The organism is Flavobacterium petrolei (assembly GCF_003314435.2).
GTDB lineage: Bacteria > Bacteroidota > Bacteroidia > Flavobacteriales > Flavobacteriaceae > Flavobacterium > Flavobacterium petrolei.
The window spans coordinates 264838-286385 of the sequence record NZ_QNVY02000001.1 but is presented as its reverse complement, the minus strand read 5'-3'; the positions used below and the strand labels follow the sequence as shown (position 1 = coordinate 286385).

Sequence of the window (21548 nt, the reverse complement as noted above, 5' to 3'; positions counted from 1 at the left end):
TTTGCTGGTCCTTTTTTTTGAAAAATCAATATTGGAATTCAACTTTCGATATTGATTTTTTTTTAGCCCAGATAGCAGCGGCATCCTTTAGTGCAGTCCCGAAACATCGGGACTGCACTAAAGATATAGCGGAGAGCTGGAATTGCTCCTAAGAAAACTAAGATTCGATAATTTCCAAGAATATGTTTTCCAGATCATTCATTTGGTCGTGACCATTGCTTCGGATTTGTTTGGCTACAATATAGAGTAGAAACCAGGCGAAAATCATTAATCCTATCACTACTAAATCGAATGTAATTGCGTTTTTAAGAATGTAATCAGTGTAAGCAATTCCAGAAAAAATCAAAAATATTCCTGCAATTATAAAATGGAAGAACATAAAAAGTGTCCATAAGGTTGGGTCAGGGCCAAATAATGCTCGGATATGAGTTTCATTTTGATCTTTTGATTCCATTTCTATGTGCAAATGAGGTGACCAATATGCTTTTTTTTGACCTTTTATGTTCAGCCAAATGTGATAGCCCCGTATTTTTATAAAGTAATCTTTTGACTCAATTTGAGCGTAATTAGCGAATTTAACACGTAAAGCATCTATGTTTTGCGGAACATCTTTGTAAAATCGCAATCGAAGTCTGAGTTCTTTATTAGCGTCCATAGTAGTAAACTTGTAAGTATTAAAAGGATAAGGGTTTGCTAATATATCAAAAAAATAGATATTCATGGTTTTAAATGCTACCTTTGCAAAATATTTGAATTTATATTATGAATAACATTGTTGCGATAGTAGGAAGACCTAATGTAGGGAAATCAACCCTTTTTAATAGGCTGATACAAAGAAGAGAAGCTATTGTAGATTCAGTATCCGGGGTGACCCGAGATAGAAACTATGGTAAAAGCGAGTGGAACGGAAAAGAGTTTTCTGTAATTGATACCGGCGGATATGTGCGTGGTTCTGATGATGTTTTTGAAGGAGAAATCCGTAAACAAGTGGAACTTGCTATTGATGAGGCTGATGTTATCATTTTTGTGGTTGATGTAGAAGAGGGAATTACTCCTATGGATGATGTTGTTGCGCGTTTATTGCGTAAAGTGACTAAGCCAGTTCTTTTAGCGGTAAACAAGGTAGATAATGCGATGCGTGAGAAAGACGCTCTTGAGTTTTATAACTTGGGTTTAGGTGAATATTATACATTTGCGAGTATTTCAGGGAGTGGAACTGGAGATTTATTGGATGCATTGATTGATGCTTTTCCTGTAAAACCAGAACCAGTTCAAGAAGAAGTAGTTTTGCCTCGTTTTGCAGTGGTAGGACGTCCTAATGCTGGTAAATCAAGTTTTATCAATGCATTAATTGGTAAAGAGCGTTTTATGGTAACGGATATTGCAGGTACAACCCGTGATGCAATTGATACGAAGTTTGACCGTTTTGGTTTCGAATTTAACTTGGTAGATACTGCGGGAATCCGTCGTAAAGCTAAGGTAAAAGAGGATTTAGAATTTTATTCTGTAATGCGTTCCGTTCGTGCGATTGAACATGCTGATATTTGTATCTTGATTATTGATGCCACTCGTGGTTTTGAAGGTCAGGATCAAAGTATATTTTGGTTAGCTGAGAAAAACCGTAAAGGAGTTGTAATTCTTGTAAATAAATGGGATTTGGTTGAAAAGGAAACCATGTCTACCAGAGATTATGAGGAGAAAATTAAAAAAGAATTAATGCCATTTACGGATGTGCCTATTCTTTTTGTTTCAGCATTAACAAAACAACGTTTGTTGAAAGCATTGGAAGCAACCGTAAAAGTGTATGAGAATAGACAACAACGTATTGCGACTTCAAAATTCAACGAATTTATGTTGAAAGTGATTGAAGCATATCCGCCGCCAGCAACAAAAGGGAAGTATGTAAAAATCAAGTATTGTATGCAATTGCCAACACAGACACCACAATTTGTATTTTTTGCCAATATGCCACAATATGTAAAAGAACCGTACAAACGTTATCTGGAAAATAAAATTAGAGAAAAATGGGACTTTTCAGGAGTACCAATCGATATCTATATTAGAGAGAAATAATCTTTATTTCCGTAATCACACTAGAAAGTTTATTGAGTTTGTAAAAGCTCTATAAACTTTTTTTATTTTTATAAAAAAAATGAATTCAACAAATGGCAAAATTGTTTGGATTACTGGTGCTTCCAGTGGTATAGGAGAGGCTTTAGCGTATGAATTGGCTGGGAGGAATTGCAAACTCATTCTTTCGGCACGGAACATAAAAGCTTTAGAAGTTGTGAAATCTAAATGTTCAACAGCGGAAGTTGTGATTTTGCCTTTTGATCTGTCTGATTTTGACAATGCTAAAAATCAGGTAGAAAATGCTATTGCTGCCTTTGGAAAAATTGATATTCTAGTGAATAATGGAGGTGTTAGCCAACGCTCACTGATTGCTGACACCGATTTTGAAGTAGATAAAAAACTAATTGAAGTAGATTATCTAGGTACAGTTGCGTTGACAAAAGCTTTATTGCCTCATTTTATCAAAAATAAGAAAGGACATTTTGTTACTGTAACCAGTTTGATGGGAAAATTTGGGTCGCCATACCGTTCCGGATATTGTGGTGCAAAACATGCCTTACATGGTTTTTTTGATGTTTTGAGAATGGAACATCAAAAAGACAATATCAATGTCACCTTAATTTGTCCCGGTTTTATACAAACGAATGTGGCCAAAAATGCCTTAACGGCAGACGGATCTAAACAAAATATAGATGATACTGCAACTCAAAATGGAATGCCAACAAGTCTTTTTGCTACAAAATTTGTGAAAGCAGTTGAGTCTGAAAAATTTGAAGTCTATATTGGCGGCAAGGAAGTTCTAGGCGCTTATTTGAAACGATTTTTTCCTAAGTGGTTGCATCATTTTGTTCTGCAAAGTAAAGTTAGATAATCTGAATTTCAATAGTTCAAATTGATAATTATAGTATTGTAAAATACGAAGAAATCCCGAGCAGTCGGGATTTTTTGGATTAAAATGGATTGAAATGATTAACTTTCTTCTTCTTCTTTTTCCAATGTTTCCATTGGATGGTCGCCGTACCAATCTTTGAATGTTTTTGTAGTTTTATAATCATCAGTTAGCACGGTGTAAACCATAAAGAGGATTAACGGCATGCCAACGCAATATAACGTCATTATTACCGGCAAAGCAACATTAGTTTGACATAAACCGGCAAAAACAAAAACATAAATGGTAGTGAACCACACGAGTTTAATTGCAAAATTTTTCATGGCTATATCTTTTAAATAAAGTTACGGCACGAATTCTAAAAAATTAGTTAATGCATTGATAATCAATATTTAAAATTATTGTAAATATTTATCTCTAGCAAATTATAAATGCTGTTTATACTTTTTTTGAGATTTTAATTTTATGAAAAATGCTGAAGCGGATAATGTCTCTGTTGAAATAATCGATTCCATTGCTTCTTCTTTGGAAACTGTTTAGGTACCCGAGTTCGAATGCTAAATGGCTATTTAGACCGTAGTGTATGGCAACGTAAATTCTATTTTGATCAAACGTATTTTTAATTATTTTTTTTCCAAAATTGAACATTATCTCATCAGACAGTACGGCTTTTAATAACTGTTTTTCTTTTTTCCAAAAAGCATAGTCACCTTGGAGTCTGTATCTGAATCTCCAAAAAAATGTGGTGCCAGGAAGCAACTTTACATTATCAGCATTGTGAATAAATCGCTCTTCTACTTGAAAACGTTGTATAAGCGTTACTTTACTAGCATTTAATTTCCAAGTAAGATCCTGCTGTCCTCTGTATTCAGGGGTATTGTAATCAGGATTAATTTCAGGGACTTGTGTATCAACAGAAAAATAAGCAAAGCCAGCACCAGTCTCTAAATGATCATTGATTTTATAGCGACCTTGAATTCGGATGACATATAAGTTTTCTTGCACTGGTTTTAGAAAAACTCGGTTGTCAAATTCAGAATGCAAAGACCATTTTTCGGTTAGCAGCAATTGATTGTAATAGCGTGACCAAAGAATACTTTGGTGATCTATATTTTTTTCCTCCGTTTGCGCTTGGCAAAGAACAGACAGCAGTGAGAATAAAATGACTCTAAATTTTTTCACGAAGCTTTATTTCAATTTTGGCAAATTTACATAAAGTCTACAAATCCTATAGGTATTGTTTTGTGTTTTTAAAAAGTATTTTACTTTGTCAGCTTAATAGTGTTTTAGAAAAAAGAAAACAGCACTCTTAAAACCTGATTTTTAAGAGTGCTGTTTCAAATTTTAATTTTTTGAAAGTTTTTTAAAGTGAATATTTCAATGTAATACCATACGTTCTTTGATCTCCTAATACACCTGCATATTGTCCTGTATTACCACCAGCAGGCAATAGTTGTTCGTAATAATCTTTGTCTAAAAGGTTGCGTCCCCAGAATTGTACAGACAGACCATCTGTTGCACGGAAACCTAAACGAGCATTAAATAGCGCATAACCCTGAACTACTAAATATTTTGAAGCAGATGGACTTGAAGAGAATTCAGAACGTGCATAAGAATCAACTCCAAGGAATATTTTTCCTGTATTCCCAAAGAATTTGGCTTTGTCTGTTAGTTCACCTCCTAAAGATCCTGCCCATTTTGAAGCGCCCGGTAATGCAGTTCCGGAAACATCTTTGAATGATACTGCCGCTCCTGTTTCTTCTAGCGGAAGGGGAGCATTTGTAAATTTAACATATTTAGCATCTGTATAGGTAGCTGCTCCATTGATGGTCAAATGTTTGCTAATTACAAAACTGGCATCCCATTCTATACCTTTTACCTGTACTTTATCTGCATTAGCAAGATAGCCACGGTTTACACCTAATTCAGCTGCCTGTACATTGGTTTGAAAATCTTTGATGTCGGTATTAAAGAAGGTTATATTGAATATTGAGTTTTTAAACGGTGCTGTTTTAACTCCAATTTCATAATGATTGACTTCCTCGGGTTTAATTACGGCAAGCTCAAGAATGGGCTGTCCGGCAAGAGTAGGTAATCCAGCTACGTTGACTCCAACGGGTTTGTAGCTTTTTGCAAAAGTTGCATATGCATTAATCTTGTCAGTGGCTTTAAAAGAAAGGGTTATATTTCCAGATAAGTCAGTATTATCTGTGTTAGATGAAAAAGACTGATCCGTATAAACTAGTTTTTTCAAGGCAATTAAAGCTGGGTCATTCGTTTGGAGTCCTCCGTATGTGGTACGGTTGTAATCAGCATCTTTTTTTTCAAAATTATAACGTAAACCCGGTAATACATGTAAACGTTCTGTTATTGCCCAGTCTAACTGACCAAATACTGCCGCACTGGAAGCTCTAATGCGAGCATCCGTTGTGATACCGTATCCTTCAAATAGACGTGGTGTTTTCCATAAATTACTGGTAGTGCTTTGTGCAAATCTCCATTGTGCAGAACCAGATTCTTCTGTGCCATCTGTTTGTGATGCTTGGTCAATAAAAAATACACCTACCACACCACTTAATTTAGAGGTAAGCTGACCTGCATAACGTACTTCTTGTGTTATTTGTGTTTGTCTGGTTGGGTTTTGTGATTTTGCTAATACTTGTAATCCTGTAAAATCTCTATCATTTGATGGATCCCAATTCCAAAAACGCCAAGCTGTTGTTGAAGTAAGTGTTCCGTTTCCAATTTTTGTATCTATATTAAGAGATATACCTCCCATGTCTTGTCCGGAACGCCATGGTGTATCGTGGTCAATTTTACGGTCAAACGCATTTAAACTAGGCAATTGATAATTCAAATCAGCAATAATAGCATCAAATTGACGGTAAGCCGCTCTTTGTGTAGGTGCAACACCAGTAACTACCTGTGCATATCCGTCTGGACGTTGCGTTGTGATATCTGCAGCTAATATAATATTAGTTTTTTCAGAAGGGGTATAAAGCAATTGTCCTCTAATTCCTTGATTATTGAGGGTATTGGTAGGTTTTCCTGTTGCGATATTATCGATTAAACCATCACGTTGTGTACCTGAAAACGAGATACGACCAGCGATTTTTGAACTCAAAGCTCCAGTAATCGAAGCTTTAGCTTGCAAAAAATTGTAATTTCCGTAACTCACTTCAAAGTTTGCACCTGAAGTAAAACTTGGTTTACGAGTAGTAATGTTAAAGGCTCCCGAAGTTGTATTTTTACCAAACAATGATCCTTGCGGGCCGCGTAATACCTCAATTTGTTCGATATCGATAAAATCTAAAGTGGTTGCCGCTGGACGTGCATAATAAACGCCATCAACATAAAAACCAACACCCGGGTCGATTCCATCATTTGTAAGTCCAAAAGGGGAACCTAAGCTTCGAATATTAATTCCGGTATTTCTGGGGTTTGACGAATATAATTGAACTGAAGGAACAAGTTCTTTTATGCGATTAACGTTAAAAGCTCCAGATTGTTCTGCTTGTTTTCCTGTTATTACTGATATCGCTATTGGCACATCTTGTACTTTTTCTATTCGGCGTCTTGAAGAAACTACCACTTCGACCAAAGTATTTTCTTCAATAAGATTTATTTGTAATGAAGGTATTGGTAAAGAAGTGATTTCTATTTCTGCAGTTTTGTATCCTACATATTGTACTAAAAGAGTTAAAGGGAGTTTTCCTTTTGTGTCTATTGTAAATTTCCCGTTAGAATCTGAAATCGTGTTTGAGGTTGTTCCTTTTATTACAACATTTGCGGCTTCTAAAGGAATGTTTTGGTTTGTTGTGACTACACCGTCAATGTTTTGTGCAAATGATATTGAGAATGTTAAAATAGATAGTATTGTAAATATGTTTTTTATAGAATTTTTCATTTATATTAAGTATATGTAATTAGTAGAATTTAGTTTAAATTTTTTTACTAACACATACACATCATTTGAGAACTCTTTTTTTTAATTATAATTAGTCGATTTTTTTGGGATTGCCTAGTCAGAAAAGCAAGCTTACTTCGGTACGTTTTCATACGTTTAAATTTGGATTGTTAATGATATATTAAATTCGAGGCAAATATATAATTAATTCTGTAAAATTAGTAGAGTTTAAAATATATTTTTTTATTTTTTTACCAATGAAGCAATAGTAATGCCTTGCATGGCCTTTAAAGTTTCCTCTCTAATGGTAATCAATCCGTGTCTTAGCAGGCATTCCGATTCATCTACGCAATCAGAACAGCGTTCGTAAAAATTCAATGATGCACAAGGAAGTAAAGCAATTGCACCATCAAAAAGCCTGTGAATATCGGCTAAAGTAATGTCGTTTTTAGATTTTAAAAGATAATAACCGCCAAATTTTCCTTGTTTGCTTCCTACGAAATGGCCACGTTTTAGATCCAATAAAATCTGTTCCAAAAACTTTTTTGGAATAGAGGCCGCCTCAGCAATTTCTACTGTTTTAGAGATATGGTCTACGTCTTGTTCTGCTAAATAGAGCAGTGCTTTAAGTGCATATTTGGTTTTTTGTGAAAGCATTTGATATTCGTATTACGCTTTTTAAGTCTATTAAAAACTAGGCTAAAGGTACTTGTTTTTTTAAACGAAACAACTCTAATTTATGAAGTTTTTAGATCTTCAGGATGTGTGTTTCATTATGATGTGTGTTTCATTATTGTGATTGCTTACCGCTAATTTGAAAAAGGATAAAGAGGCGTACAGCAGTCTTTATCCTTTTACTGTATTGGCTTAAATCACAAGTTTATTTACAAGTGCTTTTTAATTTAATAGTGTAATCTGGATTTAAGGGCTCATTTGTTTGTGCTAGTCGTTGCGAACCTACATTTGCTGGACATGCAATGTCATTAGTTGCATTATAAACAATTCGTTTTCCAGTAACCAATAGTGTTTTGGGAACATAAAGTTGTACTTTGGTTATTGCATAACCAGAGGGAAAATACCTAATGTAGTATCCATCTGGGTGTAAAGTCCAAATCCCACTTGGAATATCCGTGCGTACAGGTGCCATACCGGCAACAATGGCGTATTTTTCCATTTCGGCGTAGGTATAATTGCCATTAGCTACCATTTGTCGAATGTTATTTTCGGCTTCAAAAACATTTTGTACCGCTTCAGGAAGTTTTGATTTTGCTTGATTCATAATGCTCGCAGGTAATACACCTAGCATGCCACCTTCAAGGTGCGTTAATTCGGCTGTACTCAATAGTGCTACAGCAGTAAGTTTCAATTGCCCACTGAAATCGGCAAAACGGGCTCTAGCTATAATAGCCCACAATAATTCTTGTATGTTGTGCTGCTTTATTTCAGGATGTTTTTCGCCATTTTTTAAAATAGCAGTTACAATTTCTTGCTTAGGACCTAGAGTAGGTGCGTACATGTATCCATCGCCTTGAGATGGTGCAAAGGTACCTGCTTTTAAACAATAACTTTTCGCACTCATTTCATAAAAACCATCGCACAATACATAACCACCTTCAGTAGCTTTTGGTAACAAATACAATGGTTGCGCGTTTTTGACTACTAGTAAATCAGGTAATTTTGATCCTGTTTGGTCCACATCTTCAAATGAAGTGGTAATCGATTCTGGTTTTTTCAGCACTTGATCAAGTCCCATTTTTTTGGCCCCCAAAGCGGTGCCTGCTTGTAATGCTTTTTCTTTCCAACCACTAAATTGTGCGTAACTTTGCAATCCAGTGCATAAAATTAGGATCACGATACCATGCGATAATTTTAATTTTTTCATTATTTAAAAATTTAGTTTCTTATTCAAAGATAAAATTGTTACTACTAATTTAATTAAAAAGACATTTAATTTTTTTTATAAAGAAGTTGCTTTTAGGCAAGAAAACTAATATTTAGTGCTATTTAGAAACAAAAAAAGCTGCGATTGCAGCTTTTAATTATTTTATATGTTTTACCAGTCTCCACCAGATCCACCGCCAGAGAAACCTCCACCGCCAAATCCACCGCCGAAACCGCCTCCGCCAAATCCACCACCTGATGAACCTCCGCCGAAACCGCCTCCGCCACTGTTTCTGCCTAAACTGCTCAGAATAATGACGTCTAATAAACTAGGTCCTATTCCGCCACCTCTGTTACCAGAATTGCCACCGCCTTTGTTTCGCGATATCAGCACCAGTATAATGATGACAATAATAATAATTGGTAAAATCGGCAATCCTTTATCTTTGGTTGCTTTAACTCGTTCGCCTTTGTATTTCCCTTTGAAAACATCAAATAAAGCATCCGTTCCTTTGTCAAGTCCTTTGTAATAACTTCCTGCTTTAAATTCTGGAATAATAATGTTTCGGGTAATTTCTCCACCAATACCTGCAGTCAATCGATCTTCAAGACCATAACCTGCTGAGATCCATATTTTTCTTTCGGCTTTAGCCAATAAAATAAGAACTCCATTATCATTTTTTGCTGTTCCTCCAATTCCCCAAGTTTGTCCCCATTTTGGAGTAAGAATACCAATATCTTCCCCTTTGAGGGTTTCTATGGTAACAATCACAATTTGAGTAGTGGTAGAATCAGAATATTTAATCAGCTTTTCTTCTAATTGTGCTTTTTCTGTTGCGCTTAAAACATTCGCATAATCATAAACAGAAGTCTGTAAAGTTGGTTTTTCAGGAATGGTAAATTGCGCAAAGCCAATTTGTGTGAATAACAAACAAACAAATAGCATTAGGAAAATTGTAGTATTCTTTTTTTGTAATAGCATTATCCTCTAGATATTTCGTTTGATAATTCATTTGTGTCTCCTTCCAACCAAGGAAAATATTTCTGCAATTGTTCTCCGGCTCTTGTAATTCCATCGATAAGGCCTTGCTTAAAATCTCCTTTTTTGAATTCCGCCACCATAATGTCTCGGGTACAATTCCAAAAATCATCTTGTACTACGTCATTAATGCCTTTGTCACCACAAATTACAAAATTTCTGTCTTCTACCGCTAAGTAAATTAAAACACCATTTTGAAGTTCAGTTTCATCCATTTTTAGTTCATGAAAAACTTCCATGGCGCGATCATACGCATCCATGGAAGTTGTCTTTTCTATATGAACTCTAATCTCTCCAGAAGTGTTTTTTTCAGCCATACGAATAGCTTCAACAATTTCTTGTTCTTCTTCTTTGGTTAAAAAATCTTCTACTTTTGACATTGAAATATTTTTGAGTTAAAATTAACGATTTTTGATTTCAGAATTATTAAATCTGCAATAAAAACCGTTAATTTTTAAAGGTTGTTTCTTCAATTTAAATTTGATTTATTTAGACTTTTAAAAATCTAAGAAGTCTAATAATCTAACTTTAGAATTTTACTTCAACTGGTTTATCTGCACCTTCAACTGCATTAAAGTATGCTTTTTCTTTGAATCCGAATAATCCAGCAAATAAGCTGTTTGGAAACGTTTTGATGTGAGAGTTATATGGTTTTACTGCTTCGTTGAAACGCGTTCTCGCCGTTAGAATTTGATTTTCTGTGCTTGCCAATTCGTCTTGTAATTTCAAGAAGTTCTGGTTGGCTTTCAATTCTGGATACGCTTCAACCGTTACTAATAAACGGGATAATGAACTGCTCACACCACTTTGCGCTTTGTTGAATTCCGCTAATTGTTCCGGAGTAATATTTGCAGGATCAATTTTTACAGCAGTAGCTTTAGAACGCGCTTCGATAACTGCTGTCAAAGTGCTTTTTTCAAAATCAGCGGCACCTTTCACGGTGTTTACTAAATTCCCAATAAGGTCATTTCTTCTTTGATACGCTGTTTGAACATCACCCCAAGATTGTTCTACATTTTGGTTTAACGTTACTGCAGTATTATTAATTCCTTTAACCCAGCTGTAAATTACAAAAATCACAACCGCTCCAATAATCCAAGGCAAAAATCTTCTCATGTTTACTTAATTTAATGTTTATTATTTAATTGTTTAAAAAAAATTAATTGGTAAGTAGCCGTGCTGACTACAATTCGTTTTTAATATTTGTTAATTGTGTGCGTATCGTTTCTAACTTTCGAATAATTTCAAACTTATCCAAGGTTTTCTTTTGTCCTTCTTTCAAATGGGTTTTGGCACCTTCGAGCGTAAAACCTCTTTCTTTGACTAAATGATAAATCAATTGTAAATTAGTGATATCCTCCGGAGTAAACATTCGATTGCCTTTCGCATTCTTTTTTGGTTTCAGAATATCAAATTCATTGTCCCAAAAACGAATCAGCGATGCATTCACGTCAAATGCTTTGGCTACTTCGCCAATGCTGTAATATCTTTTATCTTTAGATAATTCAATATGCATATCTGTTTTTTATTTTTTGTCCAGTTGAATTGTTACTGTATACTATTTTTTGTCTGAACATTGCGAACCGAACACTGCACCCTATTTTTGTATTAATCTAATGATTGATTCTCCTGGTTTGCCAGTTGCGCGATTACAACATATTCTACTGCCGAAATGTTTCCATAGTAAAAATTTAGCGGATTCACCACTTTTTTATCTTTTAAAACTTCATAATGCAAATGTGGAGCTTCGGACCTTCCTGTGCTTCCTACATAACCTATAACGTCACCTCGTTTTACGCGTTGTCCAGCTCGGGCTTTATATTTGCTCAAATGTGCGTATAAAGTTTCGTATCCAAATCCATGCCGAATTACAATATGATTTCCATATCCGGAAGCGGTGTTGTCTGCTTTTGCTACCACTCCGTCACCCGTAGCATAAATGGGCGTTCCTGTTTTTGCCGTAAAATCCATTCCTTCATGCATTTTCCTTGCTTTTGTAAAAGGATCCGTGCGATAACCAAAACCGGAGGCCATTTGTTTTAAATTTTCGTTTCGTACTGGCTGAATGGCAGGAATGGCTGACAAAAAATCACTTTTGGCTTCTGCCAATTTCAAAATCACATCCAATGATTTGGACTGAACCGCTAATTCCTTACCAAGGACATCAATCCTTTTTGTGGTATTGATTACCAACTGTGAATTGTCATATCCTTCTAATAATTGATACCTGTTTTTGCCTGGTAATCCTGCTTTCCGAATAGAATCTGGAATTGCTGATTTGTTAAAATACACGCGATACAAATTATTATCCCTATCCTCAATAGCTTCAATAACACCATTTACCTGATCCATTTTTTTGTTCAGCAGCGCATAATTCAATTTCAAATTCTCAATTTCACGCGCTTGCAAACGGTCTTTTGGCGTTTCAAAATAAGGAGTATTTAGTAAAACTACAAAACTCAAAAAACCAAACAACGCTGATGCCAATAAAAACAAGATAATAACACCAAATTTTATTCTTTTTCGTGTTTTTATTTTTCTATAGGCTAGATTTTCGGAATCGTAATAATATTTTACTTTCGACATATTTTAAAATACCCTATTTTTGCACACTGTAAAAAGGTTAGACGAACAAATTTAAGAAATGTTTCATTTGTTACACCCTTTTTTCAGGAATAAATAAAATAATGTGCCTATTCCAGCTATTCGTTACAAGTTCTCGTTTATAAATCTTTTTTTCTAATGAGCGAGCAGGAGCTTCCTCTAGTCGCTCTGCCACCTCAAGAAAAAATAGATGTATAAATCTCGAAGCTTTTCACTGCTATCTGGGGCAAAAAATGAATAGTAAAAGATGTAGTTTCAGGGATAATTAACTTTAAACCTTAAACTTTAAACTAAAATTAATAATGAAATCACAAGACGTACGTAAACAATTTTTGGATTTTTTCGCATCAAAAGGACACTTAATCGTTCCATCGGCACCCATAGTTCTTAAGGACGATCCAACACTGATGTTCAACAACTCAGGAATGGCGCAATTCAAAGAATATTTTTTGGGGAACGGAACTCCAAAAAGCACCAGAATTGCCGATACGCAAAAATGTCTTCGTGTTTCAGGAAAACATAATGACTTGGAAGATGTAGGTTTTGATACCTATCATCACACCATGTTTGAAATGCTGGGAAACTGGTCATTTGGAGATTATTTCAAAAAAGAAGCCATCAACTGGGCTTGGGAACTTTTGACTGAGGTGTATAAAATCCCAAAAGAAAATTTATATGTTTCTGTATTTGAAGGAAATCCAGAAGAAAATGTACCGTTCGACCAAGAAGCTTGGGATATATGGAAGGAATTAATTGACGAAGACCGAATCATTCTTGGAAACAAGAAAGACAACTTCTGGGAAATGGGCGACCAAGGACCTTGCGGACCATGTTCAGAAATTCATGTTGACATTCGTTCTGCAGAAGAAAAAGCTTTAGTTTCAGGAAAGAGTTTGGTAAACAATGACCATCCGCAAGTAGTGGAAATTTGGAATAATGTATTTATGGAATTCAACCGTAAAGCTGATGGTTCTCTAGAAAAATTACCTGCAAAACACGTTGATACCGGAATGGGATTTGAGCGTTTGTGTATGGCATTACAAGGAAAAACTTCCAATTATGATACCGATGTTTTTACACCACTTATTGAAAAAGTAGAACAAATCACAGGATTAAAATACACTTCAAACGAAGTTTTAAATAGCAGCGAAGAGCAAAACAAAACCAATATTGCTATTCGTGTAGTAGTTGATCATGTTCGTGCCGTAGCTTTTGCTATTGCTGATGGACAATTGCCATCAAACACGGGCGCTGGTTATGTGATTCGTAGAATTTTGCGTCGTGCAATTCGTTATGGATTTACGTTCTTGAATACCAAAGAACCTTTCATCAATCAATTGGTTAGTGTTTTAGCGAATCAAATGGGGGAGTTTTTCCCAGAAATCAAAGCACAACAACAATTGGTTACGAATGTAATTCGTGAAGAAGAAGCTTCTTTCTTGAGAACATTAGACCAAGGATTACAATTATTAGAAAATGTAGTTGCCGAAACTAAAGGTGCAACCGTTTCAGGAACAAAAGCATTTGAATTGTACGATACTTTCGGATTTCCAATTGACTTAACAGCATTAATTCTGAGAGAAAAAGGATTCGAACTAGACGAAGCTGGTTTTAACGCTGCAATGCAGGAACAAAAAAATCGTTCCCGTGCTGCATCGGAAGTTTCTACTGAAGACTGGTCTGTATTGATTCCTGGAAATGTGGAAACATTTGTAGGTTACGATCAAACTGAAAGTGATGTAAAAATTACTCGTATCCGTAAAGTAGACAGTAAAAAAGACGGAGTTTTGTACCAAATCGTTTTAGATAATACACCATTCTATCCTGAAGGTGGCGGACAAGTGGGTGATAAAGGAATGTTGGTTTCTGCAAACGAAACGATTGAAATCATCGACACTAAAAAAGAAAATAACCTGATTTTACATTTTACAAAACAATTACCAGAAAATGTAAACGCTGGTTTTGTTGCTAAAGTAAATCAGGATTTGAGAAGCTTGTCTTCCAGAAATCATTCGGCGACACACTTGATGCATCAAGCGTTGAGAAGTATTTTAGGAACACACGTGGAACAAAAAGGATCTTTAGTAAATCCAAACTACTTGCGTTTTGACTTTTCTCATTTTGCTAAAATGACAGAAACTGAATTGCAACAAGTGGAAGATTTTGTAAACGCAAGAATCCAAGAGCAATTGCCACTAATCGAAAGAAGAAACATTCCTTTTGTGCAAGCAGTTCAAGAAGGAGCGATGGCTTTGTTTGGAGAGAAATATGGTGATGAGGTTCGTGCGATTAAATTTGGCGAAAGCATGGAATTATGCGGTGGAATCCATGTGAAAAATACAGCTGAAATCTGGCATTTCAAAATCGTTTCTGAAGGAGCGGTTGCTGCGGGAATTCGTCGTATCGAAGCGATTACAAGTGATGCGGTAAAAGCACATTTTGCTTCGTATGAAAACACATTGAATGAAGTGAAATCAGCCTTGAAAAATCCTCAGGATATTTTGAAAGCCGTTCATTCGATGCAAGAAGAAAACGCCAAATTAGCGAAACAAATTGAAGCTTTGGTTAAAGATAAAGTAAAAAACTTGAAAGCGAGTTTAGTTGCTGAAATTCAGGAAATAAACGGCGTGCAATTCTTAGCCAAACAAGTCTATTTGAATCCAGAAGGAGCAAAAGATTTGGCTTACGAATTAGGGAATTTAGGGAATAACTTATTTTTAGTTTTGGCTACTGCCGACGAAGAAAAACCAATGTTGACCTGTTATGTTTCTAAAGAATTAGTGGCGGAGAAAAATCTGAACGCAGGACAAGTAGTTCGTGAATTGGGTAAATTTATCCAAGGAGGTGGTGGCGGACAACCGTTTTTTGCGACAGCAGGTGGGAAGAATGTAGCTGGAATTCAACAAGCTTTGGATAAAGCAATTGAGTTTGTAAGGTAAGTAGAAAGATTCAAATTAGAAATGATAGGAAATGTTTTTGTAACTTTGTACTTTAATTAATTATTAAAAATTCTAAAATAGACTATAATATAATTGACTTTTAATGAAAAAAAACAAAATATTTTGGATAGTATCGATTTGTTTAATGGCTCTTTATTCTTGTTCATCGGATAATGATGATAGCATAAAATTTATAAAAAAAATAGTTGAGACATCAGTAAATGGAACTTCTGAAATAACTTTGTTTACTTATAATGGAAATGAAATAGTGAGTATTGACGGTGCTAAGAAACGTACCGATTTTACGTATACTGATGGCTTGATTAACAAAACGGTAACGCTAAATAAAGTAAATCAGCTTCTGGAGACTATTGAATATAGTTATCTTGAAGGAAAATTGGTTGGAGTTGAATCTTTGGGTAATTACAGAATAAAATACAATCACAACTCAGATGAAACTGTTTCTTATGAAAAATTTACGATTGGTTCAGCAAATCAGCAAGTAAAGGAATTTCACGGAAAATTGTCTTTTGAAAATGAAAATTTCTTGAAAGACGAACGAATTTTAGACAACACGGCAGTAGGAGTTACTTCAAATTATAGCATAAGTTTTGATTATGATACTAAGCATAATCCATTATATAATATTTCGGGCTACAAAAAACTGTTGGATTATAATGAAGAAATCTCTTCTAATAATAGTTTGATGAGTACTGTAATTACAAGTATTTCTAAAGACGACCAAATCACATCATCAGCTAATTTTTATACTAATTCTTTTAAATACGATTTAGATAATTACCCGATAGAACGGGTTTCCGAAAATACTGTTGCTACTAATGGAAATGGTGGTTATTTGAAAACAGAATACTTCTATTAATAAAAACATTTATGTTTGTAACAACCCTTTCAAAGTTTAAAACTCTGAAAGGGTTTTTTAATTTTAGATTTTTTAATACCAATGAAAAAAGATCTAAACCTCATTTAATTCGCTAAAATTATTCAAATTTGTAGTAAATAAATTAACAATGCAATTCAGAACCCCAATTCCCATTCTTGAAAGTAATTATCCAATAGACTACAATTCAAAGATTGTCTCTTTAGGTTCTTGTTTTGCGGTTAATATGGCAGAGAAACTGGACTATTTTAAATTTCAAAATCATTGTAATCCAGTTGGTATTTTATTTCATCCTTTAGCGATTGAAAAACTGATAGACTTTGCTGTTTCTGGAAAGGACTTTACAGAAAACGATATTTTTTTTCACAATGAACGTTGGCATTGTTTTGATGTACATTCGGATTTAAGTAATTCAAATAAAGAAGAATTGTTAGCATCTTTAAATGACCTAATCAAATCAACTAACCAACAAATAACCGAATCAACACATTTTATCATCACATATGGAACTTCGTGGGTTTATCGAAATATAGAAAGCGATTCTATTGTGGCGAATTGCCATAAAGTGCCACAAAAGCAGTTCAAGAAAGAGTTACTTTCTGTAGAGGAAATAAAAGAAAGTATAGCAAATACACTGAAATTAATTCATGCTTTAAATCCTAATTGCAATATTATTTTCACGGTTTCACCGGTACGACACATCAAAGATGGTTTTGTAGAAAATCAGGTAAGTAAAGCGAATTTAATTTCTGCCTTGTACAGTGCTTTGCAAGTTACCTCTTCGGGGGCTGAGAGGGCTTATTTCCCGAGCTACGAAATCATGATGGATGAACTTAGGGATTACCGTTTTTATGCAGAAGATATGTTACATCCTAATCAAGTGGCAATCGATTATATTTGGAAACGTTTCAAGGAAACTACTATTTCTGAAACTGCTTTTGCGACGATGGATGAAGTAGAAAGTATTCAAAAAAGTCTTTCGCACAAGCCTTTTAATCCGGATTCTGAAAGTCATTTAAAGTTCGAGACCAAAGTCAGAGAAAAAATCACTAAATTGGAAAGTCAATATTCATTTATGAAATTTTAATTATGCTTAGAAGAATACTTATTGGAATAGCAGTTATCGGTGGGATATTTTTATTGTTCAAATATTGCGATTTTAAGAAAAACGATGATGAAGATATCACGTACAATACAAATCTCATTCAGCAACAAATCCTAAATGTAGGGAAATTGGTTGTTACCGAAGGTCATTTCTCAGAAGTTATCACCTATAAAAATCAACAGAAATACTTGATGGACATGCTTTCTTTCGAGAAAAAAGCTTTGGTTGTCGTCAATGCCGATGTAACTGTAGCGTATGATTTGCACAAAATGAAATACGATATCGATGAAAAAAATAAAACCATCACGATTGTTAGTATTCCAAAAGAAGAAATAAAAATCAGTCCGGATATTCAATTTTATGATGTCGAACAAAGTAAACTGAATCCTTTTACGGGAGATGATTACAATAAAATCAACAAATCAGTAAAAGCAAATTTGGCTAAGAAAATTGAGAAATCAACTTTGAAAACCAATGCTCAAAACCGATTGATCAGCGAGTTGTCTAAACTATTAATTACAACGAGTCAGTTGGGTTGGACTTTAAAATACGAAGGTAAAATTATCGAAAGCGAGAAAGATTTTGGGCAAAAAATAAAATTATAATTAAAAAAGGAACCGCAAATTCACAAATTTTAGACAACTCTAATAATTTGTGAATTTGCGGTTCCTTTTTTTAAGCTTTCTCTTTGTCAAAAATCAAATCCAAACCACCAGCAATCAAATGCGCTATTTCGGGTCTTTTTACTTTCAATTGATCCAAATAAACCATTATTTCCTGTAGCAATTGAGGTTCGTTTCGGTCGTTCAATAGCTCGGTAATTTCAACAGCTAACAACCAATCGTTTGGATGATTAGTTCGTAATTTATCAAAAATTGGAGCCAAAGAAGTTTCGGTATCCTTTGTTTCTCTTATGTTTCGAACTGTTTGGTATAAAACCTCTAAATCATCACGTTCCGCGGTATGTTTCGCTTTGATGGTTTTGCTTGTTGGAACATGCGAAATCAAATCAAAACTATTCACATCAGCAGGACCTGAAAATGCTGAAATCACTTTTTTACCTACAGCCATATCGTAAATTCCCCATTCCGGTTGGAACAAAATAGTTTCTCCATGTGTCACGGTACAATTCTTTAAACTGATTAAAATAATCTCTCCGTGCAGGTTTCTAGAACCTGTAATGATTTCCCCTTTTACGGTAATATCTCCTTCAAATTCAAGTGTTACACTTTTACTTTCGGTAATGGAATAAGCGCTTAAGTCTCTTGGACTCATGTCTTCAATCGCTAGATTTATACCTTTTAATTTTCCAATAGGACTTCCAAAACCTTCGGCATGTTTGATTGTTCCATGACCAACTAATTCTTTTTCACGGTATGACAATGCCGTTTTTCCGGTTGTTTGGATATAAACGGGTTTTCCTTCTTCTTCAATAACATTTGTAAAAACTCCCGAAATCTGAATTCCGGTGCTCAATTCAATCGTTCCTAAAGCATTCGAATGAATCAGTTTATTAATTCCTGATAATCCTCCGGTACGCAACGCCATTTTATTGGCAAACTCTTCTAAAACTAAGCTTAAATAAGCAAAATCTGGAGTAACGTAAAGCTGCGGTTGCAGTTTTGTAATGTCAAAACTTTGGTTCGCTGCTGAAATATCATAAGGGATTTTCTTCACATTATCCGTCATACACCAAGCGCTTTCACCAATGGACGAAAGCAGTCCGGCACCATAAATTTTTGGATTGTCAACAGTTCCTATCAAACCATATTCCACGGTCCACCAATGCAGGTTTCTAATTTGCGCCATTTCGGATAATTCACCCATGTTATTCTGCAAATCTTCCACCGCTTTTTCGGCAGCATCAATATCGGCTTGCGGCGTATCTTCGGCTTCTTTCAAGATAGAAAGCAGTCGGATGGCTTCATACATTTGGTAATCTTTGTGAGAAGAAATCGCTTTACAGCCTATTTCCCCAAAACGACGCAGGTATTCAGCATATTCCGGATTGGCAATAATGGGAGCGTGACCAGCACCTTCGTGAATGATATCCGGTGCGGGCGTGTATTCTATATGTTCGAGTTGGCGAATGTCAGAGGCAATTACAAGCACATTATAGGCCTGAAATTCCATAAAAGCATTTGGAGGAATAAATCCATCCACGGCAACAGCAGCCCAACCTATTTCGGTCAGAATACGGTTCATACCATACATGCTTGGAATGTTATCTACTTCGATTCCTGTTTTTTTCAAACCTTCCAAGTAGGAACTATGGGCTACTTTTGATAAGTAATCTACATTTTTGCGCATCACATAACGCCAAACCGCTTGATTTATGGGCGTGTAATCGCTATAATCCTGAGGTTTAATGAATTGTTTTAAGTGCTTTGGCAATCGGTCTAATAACGGATTGCTTTCTATAGTTGAGTTCATATCGAAAACGTTGTAGTTCTACTGCAAAAGTACGAATTTCAGGAGCTATTTCCCGCTTTTCATTGCAAGTTTTTGCAAACCCGTTTGTTTTTCTAACGTTCCTGCGGGAGCTTCCTTTGGTCGCTCTGCAGCAACAAGAAAAACCAAAACGGCTTTCGCAAAAAGCTTTTCATTTCACTCGGGGCTAGGGGAGTTTTGTATTTAATTAAGGCATTATTACCGCTGGAGGAAAATTGTAATTTGTAGGTTTAGGGTTTGCTTCAATAAATTCTTCTTTTGTAGCGTATACATATTTTCTATTCCGATAGCTAAAGTATTCAATAGAATTTAAAATTACATCTCTTAAAATATTGTCTAATTTCAAATAGTTTTCATAACTGTCTTCTAAGGTTTTTCCAATTTTTCCTTCATGAACTGCATCATTTCTTTCAGCTCCAATTAAGTTTAGAACGTTTTCATTTATGGGGATTTTGGCATAATTTAAAAATGTATAAAGACTTTTTTTGGTTCCATTATTTTTATTGTTCAAATTTGAGACTACCGATTTCATTATACCCCATGAATTCGGATTTATAACTTTAACTTTCTCAAGGGCTTCAATTAAATTTACCTTTATTTCGTTTTCAAATATTTCATTGTCTATAAGAAACGAATTATCATCAATATTTAGAGTGGAATATTTTTTTGTTATTCTTTCTAGAGCTGTTATTAAAATGAAATACCGTTCATCTAAACCTTTTGATTGGGATGCAATATTTAAAGAAATAATTAAAGAATCGAAATCTAGAAGTTTATTCAGTTTTTGAAAATTCCTAAAACAATTAAAGAAAATTTCTCTAAAAATACTATCTGATTGTGAGTGATGAGAATTGATTCCTATATAGTCATTATGTGAGTAATCTTTAATGATTTCTCTTGAATAGTTAATTTTTTTATGAGAGTCGAAACCATTATTACTCTGTGAGTAATAATCTCCAGTTAACTCACTTCTCACTATCACAATACCGCCATTGATAAAAGACAAGATACTAATTAGGTCTTTTTTGATTTTCAAATAGTTGTCATAATATAGTTTACAGTAACCTTCATTTGATCTGAAATCAATTAATATGTTTTCGCTATTAGGTTTTTGAATTATTTTGAATTTGAAATAATTACCATTGTTTTCTAAATCATCTGTAATCCATACTGTTTCTGTATGATCTGGAATTGGACTGGTAAAAAAGGTGTTGTAATCTTCTAAATTATTACTTCTGTTTATGTGAGTAAAATTTCCAAATTGTGTTTTGAAATTTTCTAATTCTACAAAAAATATTTGTTCCCTTGTTTTTTTGTCTTCTATTTCGGGCTCATTCTCATCATTTTTTGTTAATTTTATGTAGTTATCGCATCTGAATATGACTTTATTTGTGCCACTATCATAGCTTGTTAATTGTAAACCAGAACATTCAATGAAATAGTTTTTTTCGGTAATACCATAAAGTTTATAATAATAATTAAACTTGTATTTATTATAAAAATCATTACTTGGCAATAGAATTTCAAGGCTATAAATACCATTCTCTAAAAAAATTAAAGCAAAAGGAATGTTGAGTTTTTCCTCTTGACATTCTAAATATCCCGATTTAATAGTATAAACTAAACTCATTGTTTTTTCTTGTGTGAATTGCTAATATAACCTATTTAAGAAAAAAAATACTTCTAAGTTGTCAACAAAAAGTAATAATACTGTTTGTCAAGGAATTAATTTCCATTTCTAAAAAGTTGTATCTTTACTCTA

At 34.5% G+C, this 21548-nt stretch carries 19 protein-coding genes; 6 read left to right on the top strand and 13 right to left on the bottom strand.

Annotated features, from left to right (window positions below; genetic code table 11):
* Positions 1–157 precede the first annotated feature (157 nt).
* On the bottom strand, positions 158–721 hold the full coding sequence (locus DR871_RS01245) for a hypothetical protein (RefSeq protein WP_113665203.1): 564 nt from the start codon (positions 719–721) through the stop codon (positions 158–160).
* 41 nt (positions 722–762) lie between these two features.
* On the opposite strand from DR871_RS01245, the gene der reads away from it, so the two are divergent.
* Both der and DR871_RS01235 read left to right on the top strand, forming a co-directional pair.
* Complete coding sequence (gene der / locus DR871_RS01240; protein ID WP_113635069.1) at positions 763–2073, top strand: ribosome biogenesis GTPase Der; 1311 nt, start codon at positions 763–765, stop codon at positions 2071–2073.
* 79 nt (positions 2074–2152) lie between these two features.
* Positions 2153–2944: an SDR family oxidoreductase gene (locus tag DR871_RS01235; protein WP_113665204.1), complete on the top strand. Its 792-nt coding sequence runs from the start codon at positions 2153–2155 to the stop codon at positions 2942–2944.
* Between the two features lie 98 nt (positions 2945–3042).
* On the opposite strand, the gene DR871_RS01230 is transcribed toward DR871_RS01235, so the two are convergent.
* From DR871_RS01230 to DR871_RS01185, 10 genes are all read right to left on the bottom strand, one after another.
* Complete coding sequence (locus tag DR871_RS01230) at positions 3043–3285, bottom strand: hypothetical protein (RefSeq protein WP_113665205.1); 243 nt, start codon at positions 3283–3285, stop codon at positions 3043–3045.
* A gap of 115 nt (positions 3286–3400) precedes the next feature.
* Complete coding sequence (locus DR871_RS01225) at positions 3401–4144, bottom strand: DUF2490 domain-containing protein (RefSeq protein WP_113665206.1); 744 nt, start codon at positions 4142–4144, stop codon at positions 3401–3403.
* A gap of 181 nt (positions 4145–4325) precedes the next feature.
* Positions 4326–6869, bottom strand: a complete 2544-nt coding sequence (locus DR871_RS01220; RefSeq protein WP_113665207.1) for a TonB-dependent receptor — start codon at positions 6867–6869, stop codon at positions 4326–4328.
* A gap of 243 nt (positions 6870–7112) precedes the next feature.
* Positions 7113–7526 carry an RrF2 family transcriptional regulator gene (locus tag DR871_RS01215; RefSeq protein ID WP_113665208.1) on the bottom strand — a complete coding sequence of 138 codons (414 nt, stop codon included), beginning with the start codon at positions 7524–7526 and terminating at the stop codon, positions 7113–7115.
* A 223-nt stretch (positions 7527–7749) separates the two neighbouring features.
* Positions 7750–8751, bottom strand: a complete 1002-nt coding sequence (locus tag DR871_RS01210; protein ID WP_113665209.1) for a hypothetical protein — start codon at positions 8749–8751, stop codon at positions 7750–7752.
* A gap of 171 nt (positions 8752–8922) precedes the next feature.
* Complete coding sequence (locus DR871_RS01205; RefSeq protein WP_241258585.1) at positions 8923–9696, bottom strand: TPM domain-containing protein; 774 nt, start codon at positions 9694–9696, stop codon at positions 8923–8925.
* A gap of 35 nt (positions 9697–9731) precedes the next feature.
* Complete coding sequence (locus tag DR871_RS01200; RefSeq protein ID WP_113665211.1) at positions 9732–10169, bottom strand: TPM domain-containing protein; 438 nt, start codon at positions 10167–10169, stop codon at positions 9732–9734.
* A 148-nt stretch (positions 10170–10317) separates the two neighbouring features.
* The gene (locus DR871_RS01195; RefSeq protein ID WP_113665212.1) at positions 10318–10905 is read right to left on the bottom strand and encodes a LemA family protein; all 588 of its coding nucleotides are present in this window, start codon (positions 10903–10905) and stop codon (positions 10318–10320) included.
* A 67-nt stretch (positions 10906–10972) separates the two neighbouring features.
* Positions 10973–11305, bottom strand: coding sequence for a MerR family transcriptional regulator (locus DR871_RS01190; RefSeq protein WP_091165014.1), 333 nt, complete (start codon positions 11303–11305; stop codon positions 10973–10975).
* Positions 11306–11397: 92 nt separating this feature from the next.
* Positions 11398–12375, bottom strand: coding sequence for a M23 family metallopeptidase (locus tag DR871_RS01185; protein ID WP_113665213.1), 978 nt, complete (start codon positions 12373–12375; stop codon positions 11398–11400).
* Between the two features lie 320 nt (positions 12376–12695).
* Here DR871_RS01185 and alaS point away from each other — a divergent pair, with 320 nt between their 5' ends.
* The 4 genes from alaS to DR871_RS01165 all read left to right on the top strand — a co-directional run bounded on the left by alaS (position 12696) and on the right by DR871_RS01165 (position 17940).
* Positions 12696–15332, top strand: a complete 2637-nt coding sequence (gene alaS, locus DR871_RS01180; protein ID WP_113665214.1) for an alanine--tRNA ligase — start codon at positions 12696–12698, stop codon at positions 15330–15332.
* 103 nt (positions 15333–15435) lie between these two features.
* A complete protein-coding gene (locus DR871_RS01175; protein WP_113665215.1) occupies positions 15436–16212 on the top strand; it encodes a hypothetical protein in 777 nt (258 codons plus the stop codon).
* A gap of 148 nt (positions 16213–16360) precedes the next feature.
* Positions 16361–17317: a GSCFA domain-containing protein gene (locus DR871_RS01170; protein WP_113665216.1), complete on the top strand. Its 957-nt coding sequence runs from the start codon at positions 16361–16363 to the stop codon at positions 17315–17317.
* A gap of 2 nt (positions 17318–17319) precedes the next feature.
* The gene (locus DR871_RS01165) at positions 17320–17940 is read left to right on the top strand and encodes a DUF4230 domain-containing protein (RefSeq protein ID WP_113665217.1); all 621 of its coding nucleotides are present in this window, start codon (positions 17320–17322) and stop codon (positions 17938–17940) included.
* A 70-nt stretch (positions 17941–18010) separates the two neighbouring features.
* Here the strand turns inward: DR871_RS01165 and DR871_RS01160 are convergent, their stop codons facing one another.
* Together DR871_RS01160 and DR871_RS01155 are read right to left on the bottom strand one after the other, a co-directional pair.
* Complete coding sequence (locus DR871_RS01160; RefSeq protein ID WP_113665218.1) at positions 18011–19768, bottom strand: aromatic amino acid hydroxylase; 1758 nt, start codon at positions 19766–19768, stop codon at positions 18011–18013.
* Positions 19769–19973: 205 nt separating this feature from the next.
* Complete coding sequence (locus DR871_RS01155) at positions 19974–21416, bottom strand: hypothetical protein (RefSeq protein ID WP_113665219.1); 1443 nt, start codon at positions 21414–21416, stop codon at positions 19974–19976.
* Between the last annotated feature and the right edge of the window lie 132 nt (positions 21417–21548).